We start from the raw sequence: 18248 nt of genomic DNA on the forward strand, positions 1-18248 counted from the left end.
AGGACAAAAACAATAAACTAATATCACTAATTACAGTTGAACTAACGGACAGTTTAGCGTGGTACTCCCTTGATCTTAAGGTAGCTAAACCGAGGGACGGGGAACATTAGTTTAAAACAACAAACCGGCCACGGATCTAAGAACTGCGGCCCGTTTGTTGAAGTAATGGGCTAATTAACTCGGATGGCACGATTCCAGAAAAGCCAGCTGGAAACGGTAAAGCTTTTCGGGATAGCATGGGATTTTAGACTTTAGTTTGTGTATGATTATGCCCAAGTAGTAATTGTTTCAACTGGTAAACGGTAAGAAGGATAGCCTTCTTTGGCTGCTTTTCCGATTGAGATCAACATGACCGGTTGGAACCTGTCTTTACTAAGACCAAAAACTTCAGCAATCCGTTCCTTATCATATCCGGCCATCGGGTTTGTGTCATATCCATGGGCACGTGCAACAAGCATGAGTTGCATGGATACGATACCCGAGTCAATCAAGTTCATGTCTCGTAGGTCGGATGCAGATATGTTCGCATAGTAAGATTTCGCTTGTTGCAACTGCATGTCCAAGATGTCCTGTGGCATGTATCCATGTTCAACAGCTTTGCCAAAAATTTCGTCAATATATTCAATGTTGTTAGTATCGTAAAATATCGCAATGACAGCCGAGGAAGTCAGAGTTTGCGTCTGGTTGAAAGATGCCAAGGGTGCAAGTTTTTCTTTGCCTTCAGCGCTGTCTATGACAAGGAAACGCCATGGCTGCATGTTAATAGCAGAAGGGGCGCGGGTAGCTTCCTTTATTATTTCGGTCAGTTCCTCCCGGCTAATTTTCACTTCTGAATCGTAGACTTTGACCGAACGGCGCTCCAAGACGATATCATTGAAATTGTTAGTTTTTTGGAATTTGCCAGTAATTTTGCTCATGTTGTGTTCTCTCCCTCATCTATATAGTTATGAGATTTTGGTCGCTAAACCTCACTATTAGGATTGTAAACTATGAAGTATACTTTATAGCAAGAGAAGCAATGAGGTGAATGATATGAAGATTAGTGAAGTCGCAAAAATGGTTGACCTTCCTATATCAACTATCCGTTATTATGAGAAAATAGGTATTATCACTAATGAGTACATTCGGAGAGAAAAGAATAATTACAGGGAATATGCAATAGAAGTGACTCATTATCTAGAAGTTGTTAAAAAATGTTTAGCTGTGGGTTTTTCAATTAACGATTTAAAAGCCATGATCTCGCGAAATGGAATGTCCAAAGATGAACAAACACTTATTCTAAAGGAGAAAATATCTGAAATCGAAAATGTACAAAAAAAGTTAGAGGATTCCAAAAAAAACCTTTACGAAATTCTTGAATTGGATATTACCTGCGAGAATGGGTTCGGAAAATATTAATTTAAAGATATATGAATTGAACTTACGGGAGACTATGCTCCGTTAGACATTACGGCAGCCGGCTTCACGATCGGCTGCCGTTGTTCGTAGAAGTAACGGGCTGGATACTTCAAATCAAATGAGTCGCTTGACTTGGAGTTTATTCCAAGTGCCATAATGTTGGATATCAATAAATAAAATAACCAAACCTTGTAACGTTCAATATTAATTGGTTTGGTTTTGTTGCGATTCCATTTTAGCTCTTACAGGTTTTGTTTTAATCACTTCGATTCTGCTTGTTAAGAGAAGATAACCGTTTCGTGCCTTTATGGAAGCCATAGCCACGATGTTTCATAGTCATGCAGATCATTTGCGGTGCAGTATAAGAGATGCAAAGAAGGACTCTATACAAAAGATAAAGGAGCTGCCGTGGCAGCTCCTTTTATTTCTTAACAAAATAGGATAGGTACAGATGTACTGCTGAACGTTAAGCTAATGGGCAGGGTAGTTCCAATATATGGTATTATAAGTGTTGATGACAAAACTGCAGCCAATTTTGAGAGAATCTAAATGTTAGGTGAAACGCTCAATAACTCTTGCCGCTCTAATCTTTCCATCTCATCATCATGTAAAGCTGCTCGACGCTTTAGGAGTTCATATGTCTCGCTCCACTCGTCAGGGTATCTTGTCCATTGAATTCGCTTATTCAGCTCTCCAAGGGCATGCTCTACTCTATTTCTAAATTGTTTCCATACCATCTTAGCTTTGTAATAGTCACCGTTATTACGAGTAGCATTCACTACGTCATAACAGAGTTTGTCTTTTTTGGAAATCTCCATACTGATTTCATCAACTTTAAAAAGAATTTCTTTTTTGAGTTTGGCGTCATTCTCCATAGTTGCGATCATTTCGGACATAATAGAAATTATATTGTGATTATTTTGAGCTGAGTGATTAATACTTTCAGCGAGTTGTATAATCATAGATTTTTCCCTCCTAGTAACGGGATAGTTTTAGAAAGAGCTGTTACCATTCTGGTTTTATATAATACTGTTCGTTAGAAGGGACTTTTTTTAGTCACTATGCAAGTGATAAAGAAGTAACTCATTTCTCGATTTCGTTGTGTTATTCAATTAACGGGACACGATAGTTGAACATACAAGGGGGTAGTTTGCCGCGGCATCTGCTCCCTTTCTTTATTAAGCTAACGGGTAGGATTGCTTAATGAAATGTGGAATTATAATTACAATTTGGTATCTGTAGGAGGGTGTTTTGTGAAGGTCAGACTAAGCAAATTTAATGAAAATTGGGTAAGACTTTACCAAGATGAAGCTGATTTTCTAAGAACTATATTTACGGATGAAATAGTACGTTTCGAGCATTTTGGAAGCACTTCAATATTAGGCTTAAAAGCTAAGCCTGTAATTGACATGATGTGTATTGTAAAAGACATTAGCAAGGTCGATTTATATAACGAAAAAATGAATTTGCTCGGATATGATGTAGCTGGAGATTGGGGTATCCCTGGAAGAAGGTTATTCCGAAAAGGTGGTGAAGAAAGGACTCACCACATTCATTTTTATCAAATAGATAACCCACAAATTGAACGGCATCTAATATTTAGAGATTATTTGAGATGTCATCCTGAAGAAGTCGCAAGATACAGTCGGTTTAAGGAAGAATTAGCCGAACGTTTCGAAAACACAAGTGAATATAGCCCAGCAAAAAAAACATTTGTGAGGGAAATGGAACAACTTGCACTATCTTGGTTCAGTAAAAGCCAAGAAAATAATTAATATGTTATTGAACTAACGGCTAGCGAGAGCTCAATAATCATCTGGCATTTATCTTCTTATGTAAGTTAGTATACTTAAGATAAGCTCTTTCTTACCAGGCGGCGATTCTTTATACTATAGAAAAACCTATTTTTGGGAAAGAGGAGGATAGCCATATGCCTAAGATCGTATTTTTGCGTCCACTGTCCCAGAACCAACTTGAACATATTTACACGGTAATTCCCCCGGAATGGGAAGTGATTCATGGCGATAAAGAGCAGTGGACTCCCCATCTGAAGGAAGCTGAGATTATAGTCGGCTGGAACGGGACGGTCGCGGAGCAATGTTTGAATCCGAACGCAAAATTAAGATGGATACAGAATTGGGGGGCAGGTGTGGACGGAATGCCGCTTGCCGAGATGGCTGCCCAAGGGATCGTATTGACAAATGCTAGTGGCGTACACGCTTTTCCGATTTCTGAAACGATATTGGCGATGATGCTTTCTTTTTCCCGAAAGCTTCATCTATCGATCCGCCATCAAATCCAAAATACCTGGAAATCGACGGGAGAATTGGACGAAATTCACGGCCGAACGATGGGCGTGATCGGAGTTGGGGAGATCGGAGAGGAAACGGCCAGGTTGGGCAAAGCGTTCGGTATGAAGGTACTTGGGGTAAGACGATCTGGAAAGCCTTCACAATATGTGGATCAAATGTTCGATAATCTCGGACTCGATGAGGTACTCCGGCTAAGCGATTACATCATCGTTACACTCCCATTAACACCGGAGACCTATCGTTTATTTGGACATAGAGAATTTGGTCTCATGAAAGCTTCCGCACACTTTATCAATATCGGCAGGGGCGGAACGACGGATACTGATGCTTTGCTTGAAGCGCTGCGTGAGGGCAAGATCGCCGGTGCAGGCTTGGATGTATTCGAGCAAGAGCCTTTGCCCGAGACGAGTCCATTGTGGCAGATGGACAATGTCATCATCACCCCGCATAATTCGGGCTCAACGGTGTATTATGATGATAGGGCAATGGAAATTTTCTTGAAAAACATACAGGCATACCTTCATAACGGTCAACCGTCCTGTAATCTCGTGGATTTCGATAAGCAATATTAAACAGAAAAACTATAATTGCAGTGGACACTTCTACCGAGGAGTGTCCTTGCTTTGTTGGCAAAATAAGTCTGATGTCACATGAATTCGTATTTCGCCCTAATAAAGCGTAGTGACTTGCCCAGATATGCAAAGACGTCTAACTTTTATTTAAGGTGTTCGTGATGATATAGCGAATTGAGGCGTTCAAAAATGAAAGGAAAAAATATTAGGGAAATTAGGGTAACTGATTGTCATGATATTTATTTGTTAAACCAAGACTTTAACCCAAATCTATACTTATTTTCTGAAGAAAAGGTAAAAGAGAAGATTGAAAACATTATAAAGAAAACAAAAGATATCATCTTTGTTTATGAACAAAACAACGAGGTAATTGGATATATTCATGGAAGCCCATATGAATTACTATTTTCGGACTCATTAGTAAACGTCCTGGGATTTGTTGTTAAAGAAAAGTATAGAGATCAAGGTGTAGGTAGCATGTTGATTGAGCGTCTTGAACAGTGGGGAAAAAACAGTGGATTTTCTGGGATTAAACTCTTATCCCACCCAAGTCGAATACATGCTCACAGGTTCTACGAACGACATGAGTATATGTTTACAAAGGACCAAAAAAATTTTATTAAAAAGTTCAAATAATACAGATTCATCATTTGATAAGTGTGCAAGTTTGACGGAATAAGAAGCAGGCTTGGAATAATACTACATACGGAAGATATTCAACAGCGAGATCTTATTGAAAAATCGACTTCTTTATACTTTCTTTATAATTGCTAATCATTTTCTTAGTCTTTGCGATTTATTCTATGCTCATACTCAATTTGAAAGGAGAAGCTTATGAGCGAATATGTATTGCGCACCAGAGACACCAGCAAGAAATACGGAGACGCCTACGCCATACAAAACGTGAGCGTAGAAATCAAGCGGGGCCAGATTTACGGGCTGATCGGCTTGAACGGAGCGGGAAAAACAACCTTTATGAGGGCTGTCTGCGGGCTGGTTTCCCTTACCGGCGGCGAGTTGGAATTATTCGGACAAACCGGTGAGAACGCCTTAAGGCTCGGCAGACGGCGTATCGGCCAATCCATTGAAACGCCGGCCATCTATCCGAACATGACCGCCGAACAAAATCTTGAAATCCAGCGCATCATGGCCGGCGTTCCCGATAAGGGCGCCGTTGCAAAGACGCTTGAAATTGTAGGACTGGGCGATACTGGCACAAAGAAAGCAAAAAACTTTTCCCTTGGCATGAGGCAACGCCTGGCACTCGCCATAGCGCTGATTCCCAATCCGGAGTTCCTGATTTTGGACGAGCCCGCTAACGGCCTTGACCCCAAGGGCATCATCGAGACACGGGAACTGCTGCGCCGTCTCGCGCGGGAAAGAGGGCTTACCCTGCTCGTATCCAGCCATTTGCTTGACGAGCTGGCGCAGGTTGCCACCCATTACGGAATTATTGATAAAGGCAGGCTTATCAAGCAGCTTTCCGCGGAGGAATTGGCGCTTGAATCCCGGCAGCATATCCGAATCGTGACGAAGGATGCCGCCAAGGCCATGGCGCTCTTGAAGGAGAACTTTGGCGTAACAGACTGCCAAGCGGTATCTGCAAACGAACTTTGGGTTCGCGAGCAGATCGAACGTACCGGCGAGATGAACACACTGCTAGTCCATCAGGGGATTGTGGTGGAAAGCATCGGCGTCACGGAACAAAAACTGGAAGAGTATTTTTTGAATTTGACGGGAGGGATGAAAGCATGACGACGCTGATTTCCGCCGAATGGTATAAATTGCTCCGCGGCAAAGTGCTCGCCATAATCCTCGCGTGTGTCACCGCGCAGACTGTGATCCAAGTATTGGCGCAGTATACGGAGACGGGAGACCCGCCGTTTCTAGGTCAATTCGGAGTCTTGGTGCCGGCCAACGGGTCCTTTCTCTTGCAAGTGTGGCTCTCGGCTTTTGTGGGATATTTCATTGCTTCTGAATTTCAAAACGGCACGATGAGAAATATTCTTGCCCTTGGCAAGAACAGAACGCATGTATATTTGTCCAAGCTGCTTTCCGCTTGTATTGCCATAGCAGCTATTTATACGACGATCGCTATTGTAGCGACAGCAGGGTTCAGCGCGGTATCCGGTTTTGGCGACATGACATTCGATGAATTTTGGAGCTTTTTCACCTGGAATTTTTTCATGCAGATCCTGTATCATTTAGCCTATGCGGCCATATTTACGATGTTCGCCTTCCTTAGCAGGAGTCTCGGAATGACGATCATTCTGGGCTTTGGCTACATGCTCGTTATGCTGTTCTTCCCTGGTTTTTTAAGCAGAGTGGGATTGGACGCTGCAGAAGAGCTTTTACCTGGCTATTATATTTCCGCGTTTGGTCATTTAAGCGGCGATCCGGTATTTGTCACCAAAGGGATTATAGTCAGCGCTGCCTATTTCGTGTTAACTTGTATTATAGGCTGTATCGTTTTCAATAAATCGGACATCAAGTAAAGATGGTGTTAATGCTGAATGAATGAACCAATTCTTGTCATTGAAGATGATCCGTCAATTAATAGCCTCTTGTGCGAGGCACTGACCGGGGCGGGCTACCGTCCCGAAAGCGCGTTTTCCGGCAGCGAGGCAATCCTGTTGATTCCGATGAAGTCATGGAAATGCGTGATTCTTGACCTGATGCTTCCGGGAAAAACAGGTGAAGAGGTGCTCGCCGAACTGCGCAAAGGGGAAAATATGCCGGTGATTGTGCTGTCTGCTAAAGTGGAGAAAGTAAGCAAATTGGAGCTTCTATCCCAAGGTGCGGACGATTACATAACAAAGCCCTTTGACATTGATGAATTGCTGGCGAGGGTTGCGGCGCAGCTCAGGCGGTTTACCGTATACACGGATAACGAATCCGCAACAACCTTATATTATCTCGATATCCATATGAATTTAGAGACGCATGAAGTAACGGCAGGCGGATTATCCATTCCGCTCACCCAGCGGGAATTTGAAATTTTAGAGCTCTTCCTGCGTCATCCGCACAAGGTTTATAGCCGTATGAACATTTACGAAAGCATATGGAATGAGGAATTTTGGGGCGATGAAAAGACGATCAATGTACATGTGAGCAATCTGCGGGCAAAACTGAATGCCGCATCGCCCCATAAACACATCAATACCATCTGGGGCGTAGGATTCCGGCTCGCAGAATAGGAGGTGGCGGCATGTATTGGCTGATCGGCGTATTGACGTCCATGTGCCTGATTTTCGCTGCGCGTTTCTATTTGTTGCGGCGGGAGATCAAACGGCTGGCCATACAAATCCCGGAACTCGCCGCTAACGCGCATTATGGGCAAAGACTGTATTTGGAAGAAAATGACCAGGGGCTGGCAAAGGCCATCCTTGAAATCAACCGGATGGTGGATGGTTATGAAAATCAGCTCAGGCGAGTAGGCGACCTGGAGAAGAATATCCGGCTGTCCATCACCGGCTTGTCCCATGACTTGCGCACGCCGCTCACGTCTCTGGCTGGTTATTTGCAGCTATTGGATAAGGCTCCATCGCCGGAAAAGCAACAGGAGTATCTTGGCGTCATTTTGGAATCCGTCAAAGTGCTGCAAGACTTGACCGAACGCTTCTATGAATTGACGCGCCTTGAGCTTGATGAGAATAGCTATGACTTTCAGAGCCTGAATTTGGAACATGTCGTTTGCGAGTGTTTTCTAAGGTTTTACGAAGATTTCGCTCGGAAAAACATTGAGCTTAACATCCAAGACGCCGCGAAACCTCCGATTGTCCGCGCCGATCCATTGGTCTTGCAGCGGGTGCTGCACAACTTGATTCAAAATCTGCTGCGGTACGCTTATGGGACGGTATCCATATCCTTTTATGAGAAAGGCGGCTTCCATGTCGTGAAGGTTGGCAATGAAACCGAGGTTCCGTTGCCAAATGACATTGACAGGATCTTTGACCGCTTTCATACCGCCGACCCTAGCCGCAGCAGTCAGGGCACGGGTCTGGGACTATACATTTCCCGCAAGCTTGTAAACGGTATGGGCGGCGTGATTAGTGCCGAAAAGGATAGGCAAAAGCTATTCATAACGGTTATGTTGCCGATGGATCAGGATACAGGAAATAAAGTGATGTAGCATATTTTGCAGGTTGGGGGTAATGCAGCGTACTCAATAATGTAATATCGCTCACTCAACCGCCGAGCCATCCTATTGGTACAGCATCGCTGCACTACCTCTTTAAGTATGGAGCTACATTGCAGAAAGTACAGCAGAAACCTAACATGGATACTCAACTGCTGAGCTACATTGCAGAAAATACAACAGTATGCGCCTATAACACAGCATCTGAGCTGGAAATGATCCTTACTGCTGTACAAAGTACACTGTAGCTGAGCAAAAGTACGTTTGGGTTGAAGATTATATAAAGTACAGTGTAGTCCAATAATATGTCCGTTGTGGCGCACTCAAAAGTGTATTATCGCTCACTCAACCGCCGAGCCATCCTGTTGGTGCAGCAGCGCTGCACCACCTCTTTAAGTATGGAGCTACATTGCAGAAAGTGCAGCAGAAACCTAACATGGTTACTCAACCGCTGAGCTACATTGCAGAAAATACAACAGTATCCGCCTATAACACAGCATCTGAGCTGGAAATGATCCTTACTGCTGTACAAAGTACACTGTAGCTGAGTAAAAGCACGTTAGGGTGAAGATACATTGTATAAATTGCAGTGTAGTCCAATAATAAGTCCATAGTAGCGCACTCAAAGTGCATTATAGCGCACTCAATAATGTAATATCGCTCATTTAGCAGACTTATCACTCTGTTGGTGCAGCAGCGCTGCACCAACGCTTCAAGTAAGGAGCCATCATGGTGATACAGCAGCGCTGCACTACCTCTTTAAGTATGAAGCTACATTGCAGAAAATACAGCAGAAACCTAACATGGTTACTCAACCGCTGAGCTACATTGCAGAAAATACAACAGTATCCGCCTATAACACAGCATCTGAGCTGGAAATGATCCTTACTGCTGTACAAAGTACACTGTAGCTGAGCAAAAGTACGTTTGGATGAAGATACATTGTATATAGTACAGTGTAGTCCAATAATAAGTCCACAGTAGCGCACTCAAAAGTATATTATTGCTCACTCAACCGCCGAGCCGTCCAGGTGGTGCAGCAGCGCTGCACCACCTCTTTAAGTATGGAGCTACATTGCAGAAAGTACAGCAGAAACCTAACATGGTTACTCAACCGCTGAGCTACATTGCAGAAAATACAACAGTATCCGCCTATAACACAGCATCTGAGCTGGAAATGATCCTTACTGCTGTACAAAGTACACTGTAGCTGAGCAATAGCACGTTTGGGTGAGGATACATTGTACAAAGTACAGTGTAGTCCAGTAATAAGTCCACAGTAGCTCACTCAAATATACTTGCAGCTCACTCAAATCAGTCTAATCCTTTATTTTCCTAAGGCACTAACTCCCCCAGATAGGGAGTTGACATTCAGTCCAGTAGTAACTACAATGGTTACAACGGTGGTGATGCTAAGTGAAACAGATTAGTAGCAGATTTTCCATTGCTGTACACATCCTTTCTTTAATCGCCGTTAGCAGCTCCAAAGATTGTACCGGCGATTACATTGCAGGCAGCGTGAATACGAATCCCGTAATCATCCGCAGAATTATGGGGATGCTTAAGAAGGCGGGGTTGGTGGATATTCGTCCCGGAGTAGGGGGAGCTTCATTGCTGAAGGATCGTGATCAGATCACGCTTCTGGACATTTACCGCGCCGTGGAAGTCATCGAGGACGGTCAACTGTTTAATTTTCACGATGAACCGAATCCCAAATGCCCGGTTGGCCGGAACATTGAAGCAGCTCTTCGCACCGAAATGAAGGAAGCCCAAACCGCGATGGAACAAAGGCTGGCTCAAGTAAACTTAAGCCAGTTAGCAGCTCAGTTTGTATAATAAAAAGCTCATAGAGCTTTTTTTATGCCGTCGTTGTAACCAAAGTCATTATAACGACGTGTTAATAATAGATTAGACAAAATGGAGGAATTATTATGAAAATTTTGGTGACAGGCGTAACAGGGAAATTGGGAGCGATTGTAATCGAGACGTTATTGGAAACCGTGCCGGCTAATGACCTGGCCGTCAGCGTTCGTAATCCGGAGAAAGCGGAAAGCCTTCGTGCCCGCGGCGTGGACGTACGCCATGGGGATTTTGACCAACCGGAAACGCTAGACAAAGCGTTCGCAGGTATCGACCGTCTTTTGATCGTGTCCACAGACGGCGACAACGAAACGCGGATTCGCCAGCATGGCGCTGCCGTAGCAGCAGCTCAGCGCGCTAATGTCGGTTTCATTGCGTATACGAGCCTAGGAAATGCCAGCGAGAACCCGATTTTTCTTGCGCCGGTGCATCGTGCTACGGAGGAAGCCATTAAAAACACGGGGATTCCTTATTCCTTCCTGCGCAACAACTGGTACTTGGAGAACGAGATCAGCAGCATTCAAGCGGTCCTCGGAGGTGCGCCTTGGCTGACATCGGCGGGATCAGGCAAAGTAGGCTGGGCAACCCGTCGCGATTATGCACAGGCGGCTGCAGCGGTACTGGCTGGCGAAGGCCACGAGAATACCGTTTATGAGCTGTCCGGAAAGCCTGCTACGCAAGAGGAGCTGGCTGCGATCCTTGCGGGCGTCTTGGGACGTGAAGTTCCCGTTCAACAAGTGGATGACGCCACTTATGCCAGCATCATGGGCAGCGCAGGCGTACCTGAACCGGTTGTTCCGATTTTGGTTGGCATTCAGAGCGCGATTCGCGAAGGAGCCTTGGAAGTCGAGAGCAATGATTTTCAGAAGCTGCTAGGGCGTCCGGCCACTCCGATCGAAGAGGGTCTCCGTCAAATCGTAAGCGAAATCCAATCTTAATTAACGGCGTGAATCAAACAAAAGAGGTTGGTTCGCAAGCGTCTCGGGTGGTAGAGGTTAGAGAGGCTGTCTTCAAGGTATGACCTTGGAGGCAGCCTCTTTGTCTGTATTCTTATAGACATAGTAATTCTGCTTATAGGCGGATGCAGCAGTAACACTAGCGGAGGTAATTTCATACGTATATGTCATGAACGATCAACGGCATAGGCCAGTTCCTGATGCTCTAATAGTAAATATCCGATAAAGACAAAGCCGTTGAAAAAATCATGAGCACATAACGGAGGCTACAGCGATGGATGAGTTTAAAAACGATCTTCAAAATTTGAATATTGACCCTTACAAATCAAGCGGAATGACGCCAAATGCCGGTCAAGGCCAAGTTGATCCTAACAATGCACGGCTTTGCATCGGATTTTGCATCGGATTTTGTATCGGTTTTTGTTCCTGCGGAGGCTGTGCCGGGTGCGGTAACTGCTTCAGGTGCGGAGGGTGTGCGCGCTGCGGAGGCTGCGCTCGCTGCGCTCATTGTTCGCGCTGCCGCTAATGCTGCATAAATAATCAAGCGAATAGTCTATCCTCAGCGCCCCTGTAAGCGATTCAGCTGACAGGGGCTTTTTTTCTGCAATAAGAATTGGCATGACGGACAAATAGCTATACATACCTTTAAATAGTTAGAACGTTTTATGTGAATTCACGATAAGGAGGAATGGCATTTGGATCCTTCTATGCGGCTTAAAGTAAGGGGGGACACTTTTTTTCTCCCGAGCTCTGACGGCAGCGTCTATTTTCGAAACAATATCGGTTCGTTTCGTATGGAAGGCAGCACCATCGGTCAATGGATTGAAAAACTAATGCCGGTATTTAACGGCGAGCATTCGATGCATGAATTGACGGATGGGTTGCCGGACCAATACCAAAGGCATATCTATGAGATCGCGGAAGTGCTGCATGCGAACGGTTATGTCAGGGATGTAAGCCGGGACCTGCCGCATCAGCTGCAAGAGAGCGTACTGAAGAAATATGCATCTCAGATCGAATTTTTGGACAGCTTTGAAGGTTCGGGCGCGTACCGGTTTCAGCTCTATCGACAGTCAACCGTACTGGCCATCGGATCTGGCTCTTTTTTTGTTTCGCTAGTGAAATGTTTATTGGAGTCCGGTTTGCCTCGCATACAAATGCGGATTACGAATCCGGAAACGACGAATCGCAAGCGGATTTCGGAGCTGGCAGAGCATGCCCGCAGATCGGACCAAGAGGTTAAGGTGGACGAGATTGCTTTTCCGCCAAACGGAAACGTGGATTGGCGAACGGCTGTGCAGCCGTTTGATGCGGTATTGTTCGTATCGGATGAAGGCGGCGAGCCAGAGCTGCGGGTGCTGCAACAGATTTGCAAGGAAGAAAATAAGGTGCTGCTGCCGGCGATGATGCTGAAGAAAGCGGGAATTGCAGGGCCACTCATCCACCCGGATTCGGAGGGAGGTTGGGAATCCGCAAGGCGCAGGCTCCATCGCCAGGCGATTGACAAAGATCCGCGGCATCACGTTGTCTCTGCCACGGCAGAAGCGATGCTTGCGAATGTCATCGTCTTCGAATGGCTCAAAACGGTAACCGAAGTTGCGTCGTCAGCGTTAAAAAATAAATTGTTCCTGCTTGATTTAGAGACGCTGGAAGGGAATTGGCATCCTTTTCTCCCCCACCCGCTTGCGAGCGGTCATCCTTCTATCAGCCGAATTGAACAATTGGAATTACTGCTAGAAAGAGAGCCGGAAGAAAAGGCCCAATCATCATTAATTGAAAATTTCAGCCGATTAACATCAAGCGAAACCGGTATTTTTCACATATGGGAGGAAGGGGAATTGCGGCAGCTTCCGCTGTCCCAGTGCCGTGTGCAGCCGGCTGACCCGCTGACGGATGGACCGGCCGACTTGCTGCCGGAAATCATCTGCAATGGCATCAATCATGAAGAAGCGCGTAGAGAAGCGGGGCTTGCAGGCATTGAAGCCTATGTGTCGAGAATGGGCTATCGGCTTATAAGTCCAGCGAAAGAGGGGAAAGAAAGCTCCGACACCGCTCTCCATAGCGAATTCGTGGGCGTTGGAGCGGGGGAGTCGATCGCGGAAAGCATTTGCCGCGGATTGCATAAATATTTGACGGCAGCTCTTGTACGGAAGCTTGAAGCACAAGAGCCATCGGTCCGTTTAGCACAGCTTGTCCAAAATGATGATGAGCGCAGCCGCTTTTATTTGAGTGCGCTAACGACCATGCAGGGTGAGCCGGCGATCGGTTTCGGCGAGGAAACATTCGGATTCCCGGTCGCATGGGTTCGCGCAAACGGCTGCTGGTATGGCGCGGTCGGCTTAAACAAAACGAGGGCGCTGCGTGGCGCATTGCAGCATGCTTTGCTAGAAGTTCAAAATGGTGCTGCATGCGCGACGGCGAATGCGGTCAGCAGGTCTTCTGTGAATGTGACAAAAGGGTCTGCGCTGAACGTAGCCATTCCGTCAAGTGAACCAATCAAACATCGCGAGACTTTGCAATCCGCTCTTGATCGATTAAAACGCAGCCGCAAGCGGCTAATTGTGTTTGATTTTACTGCCGAGGCATTTTTGAAAGAGGAGCTAGCTGGCGCGTTTGGTGTGCTGCTTCAGGAGGAGGATGAAACGTGAGCGCAATCTTGGCCGTTATTGGGGAGGGTCAGCTCGCAGACTTCGTATGCGGTGAATTAGCCGAAGACTATCAACTTGTAAGGCAAAATGATTTTTCAACCGAAGTGCCGGAGACCACTGAGCTTGCACTTGTTTTACATGACGGTTATAACCCATCAGACCATCAGCTCGCGGAGGAGGTGTTTCAACGCTCCGGAGTGCCTTGGCTGCGCGGATTTGTTTCATTCGGGGAGGGCATAATCGGGCCGTTGGTCGTTTCGGGAACGGCGGGATGCTCCGGCTGTGCTGATCTCAGGCGCTTAATGGCGGGAAATGACCGCAAGGAAATGTGGGAAATCCAGGAGCAGCACTACATGCACGGAGGGACCTCGCCCGATATCTGGTCATCGTCTATAGGGCTTTTGCACATGGCTCACGTTATTGCAGCCGAGGTTCGAAGAGTGCTTGCAGGCTCCGTTGCGCAAACGGAAAATCGGTTAATGTTAATCCATCTGCAAACGCTGAACAGCTCGCTCCATTTCTTCTTGCCTGACCCGCTTTGTCCAATTTGCGGGCAAGTCACTAAAGATTCTGCGGCAGCATCGCAGATCAAATTGCAGCCAAGTCCCAAAGTGAGCGAAAACAGCTACCGCAGCCGTTCGATGACGGAACTGAAAGGACTACTCGCAGATGATTATCTGGACGCTCGGACAGGATTTTTGAACGGGAAAATGATCGACCTTTTGTCCCCATTCGCCGATGCTAGCATAAATTTGCCTTTGTTCTCGGGAGATGAGGGCTGCGCTGGGCGGACGCACTCCTATGCGGATAGCGAGATGACCGCCATTTTGGAAGGGTTGGAAAGATATTGCGGCATGTCGCCGCGCGGGAAGCAAACGGCAGTCCATGACAGCTACCGCAATTTGAAGGACCAGGCGCTAAATCCCGTTCTGGTTGGCGTGCATGAGAAGGAGATGTATGAGCGGCCCGACTTCCCTTTCCGTCCGTTTGATCCCGCCAGGCCAATCGATTGGGTGTGGGGGTACTCGTTTTTACAGGAGCGGCCGATTCTTGTGCCTGAGCTGCTCGCCTATTATAGCTCAGGCTGCGGACACGGGTTCGTTTACGAAACTTCGAACGGCTGTGCACTAGGAGGCAGTCTGGAGGAAGCTATATTTTACGGCATTATGGAAGTGGTAGAACGCGATTCGTTCCTTATGACCTGGTATGCGCAGCTGCAGCTTTCACCCTTGGACCCTTATTCGGCCGGCGATCTCGAATTGAACCTAATGATTGAGCGTTTGCGCGAGGTTGCCATGTATGACGTTTATTTATTCAACTCTACGATGGAGCATGGTATTCCAAGCGTTTGGGCGATCGCCAAAAACAGGACGGATACGGGCGTTAACCTGATTTGCGCGGCAGGTGCCCATCCGGATCCGGTACGCGCTGCCAAAGGCGCGATCCACGAGCTATCGGGCATGATGCTGTCGTTGAACGAGAAATTGGAGGAGAATCGGGAGCAGTACGAGCAAATGCTGCATGATCCGTTTCTCGTCCGGCAGATGGATGATCACTCCATGCTGTACAGCTTGAAGCAGTCGGAGGAACGGCTGCACTTTTTGCTCCAAAACGGCCGTCCTTGCCTCACGTTCGAGGAGGCGTTTAAGCCAAAGGCCAAGCATGCGGATTTAACCGATGATTTAAAAGACGTCCTTCACGCGTTACGCGAGTTAAGCCTGGATGTTATCGTGGTGGACCAGACTACGCCTGAGACGCTGCGCAACAGCCTTCATTGCGTGAAGGTGCTGATTCCGGGCATGCTTCCCATGACGTTCGGACAACATCTGGTTCGCTTGACAGGCTTGGAGCGGGTAATGCGGGTTCCTGCGGAGCTTGGATATGCGAAGAAGCCGCTCTCGCCTGATCAGCTTAATGCTTACCCGCATCCGTTCCCATAAGCATGATAGGACGATTCAATGCGGCGTTTCCCTATGCAAGCCTTTTGGGAGGAGAAGGGATGAGTCTGAAAGAATTTCTGCACCAATTGCAATTCGACCCGGATAAGGTGAAATCAAAAGATTGGGAGACCGATTGGGAAGACGCGCCGCTCCCGTATAAGCTTTACCGGGGCTTGCCGTCTTTTCCTCTCTGCGCCGAGGTTCCGCTCACGCTGGCAGGAGAGCGTGAAATGGCGAAGCCGAAGCTTAGGGAGCTTGGCCATTTTCTATGGTATACGTTCGGCCTTACGCAGCTTAGCCAATCCGTTTACGGCCCGGATGCGGGAGATGATTGGGGAAGCTCGCTGCAGCTTTGCAGACGCTTTGTGCCGTCAGGCGGCGGGCTGTATCCAAGCGAGCTTTATTTGTATTTGAAGCTGGAGGAACTGCCTTATGGCGTTTACCATTACGATGCGGCGCATCATCGATTGATTTTGCTCCGCGAAGGCTCATTTGACGATTACTTGAGCAAGGCGCTGGGGAACCGATGCGACCTATCCGCAGCTTTCGGCGTTGCTTTCGTGTCGACGATGTTTTGGAAAAATTACTTTAAATATAATCATTTTTGTTATCGCCTGCAGGGGCTGGACGCCGGTCTGTTAATGGGGCAGCTGCTGGAAACGGCAAAAAGGTTCGGCTTTGAGGCGGGCGTGTGCTTCCAATTTCTCGATCGTGCCATTAATCGCCTGCTTGGTTTATCCGAGCATGAAGAAAGCGCCTATGCGGTCATTCCGCTCTCGAATGAACCGGTGATGAATTGGTTTTCCAACGGGAAGAAGGGAGATGCCGTTGCGGCGGCCGATTTGTGCGAGGAGCTTGCGGTGCTGCAGCATAAGCACTATATGCGCTCACGGAGAGTGTTGGAATTTCCGATGCTCTTGAAGCTGAACGAAGCTTCCATGCTGGATCGTTCCGATTCATTTCATCCGATCGGAATCGAAAAGCAGGACACTGATCATAGCGCTGCGTATATGCTGCCGAGTGTAAATAGGCTGTCTTATGATTTGGCGTCGGTGCTTCAAGAGAGATACTCGCCGGAAAATGAATTCATATTGCTGCAGGTTAGCCAATCTGATCTCGCTGCTTTATTGAATGAGGCTCTGTTATCCTTTAAATACCGAAACGATCTGGACGGTAATCATGATGGTCCGGCGTCCCGCATAACCTTGTATGGCTCCTTTTACGGCGTTGAAGGCATCGCGAACGGCGCTTATCGTTATGATGGCTCGGCGCATGCTTTGCAGCTGCTTCGTGCGGGAGACCATAGGGGCTGGCTTCAGTACGGGATGTCGCTGGACAACGTGAATTTGCATCAAGTGCCGCTTTGCTTCCATATTGCTGGTGATTTGAATTATCAACATGCGCAGCTCGGTTACCGCGGCTACCGGATCCAGCAAATGGAGACAGGGATGCTTGTCCACCGGTTACTGCTTGCGGCAACCGCTTCCGGTTTGGGGGGGCGTCCGCTGCTCGGTTTCGATGCAAACGTAAGCGATGAACTCTATGGCATGGTTTCCCGCGGACTAACGAGCCTGATTCAAATTCCGGTCGGTCACTGCCGGAGCCGCTCTCGGCTTGAGGGTAGCTTGGCGCATTAGCGGTGAAGTCAAAACGGACAGATGGAATGTCGATGACATTCCATCTGTCCGTTTTGGTTTCTGCTTGATAATGGGAGAGCTGCCCGCTTATCTTGGCTGGCCTTTTTGGTCTTTGTCAGCCGGGTAACAGACGACAGGGTAGCAAATAGGATGATGCATATAATGCATATGATGCATATGATGCGGATGAACATAGGGATGAAACGATTCATGATGATAATCGATCGATGTAAAATCCCATCCTTCATGGGGATGATGGTGATCATCATGCATATGGGGATCCCATGACTCATGCATTGCAGGATGGAAGTCATGCATGGGATGGTAATGATCCATCGGGTGGAAGTCATGCATGTGATGATAGTCGTGCATATGGTGGAAGTCATGCATGTGATGATAATCGTGCATATGGTGGAAGTCATGCATGTGATGATAATCAAGCATATGGTGGAAGTCGTCCATGTAATGGAAATCATCCATGTGACTCAGATCCACGCAGCAATGGCAATGGGTTTTCGGAACATTTTCGCTCTTGGCCGGTTTATTTATTTCAGCCTGATTAGGACTCGTGAGATTTTGCTGGTAATACTCCGGCATGGCAGCCGTTGCCGTTTGTTGCACAAATGGCCGATTAGGTATCATGGTGTGCCTCCTTTTTATCATACTTTACAATATGCCTAAATCGATAAAAGGGCACTTATCCCTATAAATTGGGCTTAAGCATCAAGCTTATATTACCTTCTTTATGACTGTGCGTGGAGAGGTGAAAGTATTATCCATGATTTTG

17 protein-coding genes are annotated in these 18248 nt (G+C 46.9%); 14 read left to right on the forward strand and 3 right to left on the reverse strand.

Annotated features, from left to right (window positions below):
* Nucleotides 1-266: 266 nt before the first annotated feature.
* Nucleotides 267-917, reverse strand: a complete 651-nt coding sequence (locus tag MRBLPE1_RS26345) for a nitroreductase family protein (RefSeq protein ID WP_364151283.1) — start codon at nucleotides 915-917, stop codon at nucleotides 267-269.
* Nucleotides 918-1032: 115 nt separating this feature from the next.
* Between MRBLPE1_RS26345 and MRBLPE1_RS26350 the strand changes: the two genes are divergently transcribed.
* Nucleotides 1033-1398 (forward strand): MerR family transcriptional regulator, encoded by a 366-nt coding sequence (locus MRBLPE1_RS26350; RefSeq protein ID WP_364151285.1) that lies wholly within the window; start codon nucleotides 1033-1035, stop codon nucleotides 1396-1398.
* Nucleotides 1399-1943: 545 nt separating this feature from the next.
* On the opposite strand, the gene MRBLPE1_RS26355 is transcribed toward MRBLPE1_RS26350, so the two are convergent.
* On the reverse strand, nucleotides 1944-2360 hold the full coding sequence (locus MRBLPE1_RS26355) for a hypothetical protein (protein WP_364151287.1): 417 nt from the start codon (nucleotides 2358-2360) through the stop codon (nucleotides 1944-1946).
* 291 nt (nucleotides 2361-2651) lie between these two features.
* Between MRBLPE1_RS26355 and MRBLPE1_RS26360 the strand changes: the two genes are divergently transcribed.
* From MRBLPE1_RS26360 to MRBLPE1_RS26420, 13 genes are all read left to right on the forward strand, one after another.
* Nucleotides 2652-3173, forward strand: a complete 522-nt coding sequence (locus MRBLPE1_RS26360; RefSeq protein ID WP_364151290.1) for a GrpB family protein — start codon at nucleotides 2652-2654, stop codon at nucleotides 3171-3173.
* Between the two features lie 155 nt (nucleotides 3174-3328).
* On the forward strand, nucleotides 3329-4282 hold the full coding sequence (locus MRBLPE1_RS26365) for a D-2-hydroxyacid dehydrogenase (RefSeq protein ID WP_364151293.1): 954 nt from the start codon (nucleotides 3329-3331) through the stop codon (nucleotides 4280-4282).
* 189 nt (nucleotides 4283-4471) lie between these two features.
* Nucleotides 4472-4918 carry a GNAT family N-acetyltransferase gene (locus MRBLPE1_RS26370; protein WP_364151296.1) on the forward strand — a complete coding sequence of 149 codons (447 nt, stop codon included), beginning with the start codon at nucleotides 4472-4474 and terminating at the stop codon, nucleotides 4916-4918.
* A gap of 198 nt (nucleotides 4919-5116) precedes the next feature.
* Complete coding sequence (locus tag MRBLPE1_RS26375) at nucleotides 5117-6037, forward strand: ATP-binding cassette domain-containing protein (protein ID WP_364151298.1); 921 nt, start codon at nucleotides 5117-5119, stop codon at nucleotides 6035-6037.
* Entirely contained in the window at nucleotides 6034-6777 is a 744-nt protein-coding gene (locus MRBLPE1_RS26380; protein ID WP_364151301.1) for an ABC transporter permease, read from the forward strand. Before MRBLPE1_RS26375 ends, MRBLPE1_RS26380 begins: the two co-directional genes overlap by 4 nt.
* Before the next feature lie 18 nt (nucleotides 6778-6795).
* The gene (locus MRBLPE1_RS26385; protein WP_364151304.1) at nucleotides 6796-7479 is read left to right on the forward strand and encodes a response regulator transcription factor; all 684 of its coding nucleotides are present in this window, start codon (nucleotides 6796-6798) and stop codon (nucleotides 7477-7479) included.
* An 11-nt stretch (nucleotides 7480-7490) separates the two neighbouring features.
* Nucleotides 7491-8414, forward strand: a complete 924-nt coding sequence (locus tag MRBLPE1_RS26390) for a sensor histidine kinase (RefSeq protein ID WP_364151306.1) — start codon at nucleotides 7491-7493, stop codon at nucleotides 8412-8414.
* Between the two features lie 1422 nt (nucleotides 8415-9836).
* Nucleotides 9837-10256: an Rrf2 family transcriptional regulator gene (locus MRBLPE1_RS26395; protein ID WP_364151308.1), complete on the forward strand. Its 420-nt coding sequence runs from the start codon at nucleotides 9837-9839 to the stop codon at nucleotides 10254-10256.
* A gap of 95 nt (nucleotides 10257-10351) precedes the next feature.
* A complete protein-coding gene (locus tag MRBLPE1_RS26400) occupies nucleotides 10352-11218 on the forward strand; it encodes an SDR family oxidoreductase (RefSeq protein ID WP_364151311.1) in 867 nt (288 codons plus the stop codon).
* 352 nt (nucleotides 11219-11570) lie between these two features.
* Nucleotides 11571-11762 carry a hypothetical protein gene (locus MRBLPE1_RS26405; protein ID WP_364151545.1) on the forward strand — a complete coding sequence of 64 codons (192 nt, stop codon included), beginning with the start codon at nucleotides 11571-11573 and terminating at the stop codon, nucleotides 11760-11762.
* Nucleotides 11763-11931: 169 nt separating this feature from the next.
* On the forward strand, nucleotides 11932-13884 hold the full coding sequence (locus MRBLPE1_RS26410; RefSeq protein WP_364151314.1) for a putative thiazole-containing bacteriocin maturation protein: 1953 nt from the start codon (nucleotides 11932-11934) through the stop codon (nucleotides 13882-13884).
* Nucleotides 13881-15824 (forward strand): TOMM precursor leader peptide-binding protein, encoded by a 1944-nt coding sequence (locus MRBLPE1_RS26415; RefSeq protein ID WP_364151317.1) that lies wholly within the window; start codon nucleotides 13881-13883, stop codon nucleotides 15822-15824. The genes MRBLPE1_RS26410 and MRBLPE1_RS26415 overlap by 4 nt, the downstream gene beginning before the upstream one ends.
* 59 nt (nucleotides 15825-15883) lie before the next feature.
* Complete coding sequence (locus MRBLPE1_RS26420; RefSeq protein ID WP_364151320.1) at nucleotides 15884-17461, forward strand: SagB family peptide dehydrogenase; 1578 nt, start codon at nucleotides 15884-15886, stop codon at nucleotides 17459-17461.
* An 87-nt stretch (nucleotides 17462-17548) separates the two neighbouring features.
* Here the strand turns inward: MRBLPE1_RS26420 and MRBLPE1_RS26425 are convergent, their stop codons facing one another.
* Complete coding sequence (locus MRBLPE1_RS26425) at nucleotides 17549-18103, reverse strand: hypothetical protein (RefSeq protein ID WP_364151323.1); 555 nt, start codon at nucleotides 18101-18103, stop codon at nucleotides 17549-17551.
* Between the last annotated feature and the right edge of the window lie 145 nt (nucleotides 18104-18248).

Source organism: Paenibacillus sp. LPE1-1-1.1 (genome assembly GCF_040676435.1).
GTDB lineage: Bacteria > Bacillota > Bacilli > Paenibacillales > Paenibacillaceae > Pristimantibacillus.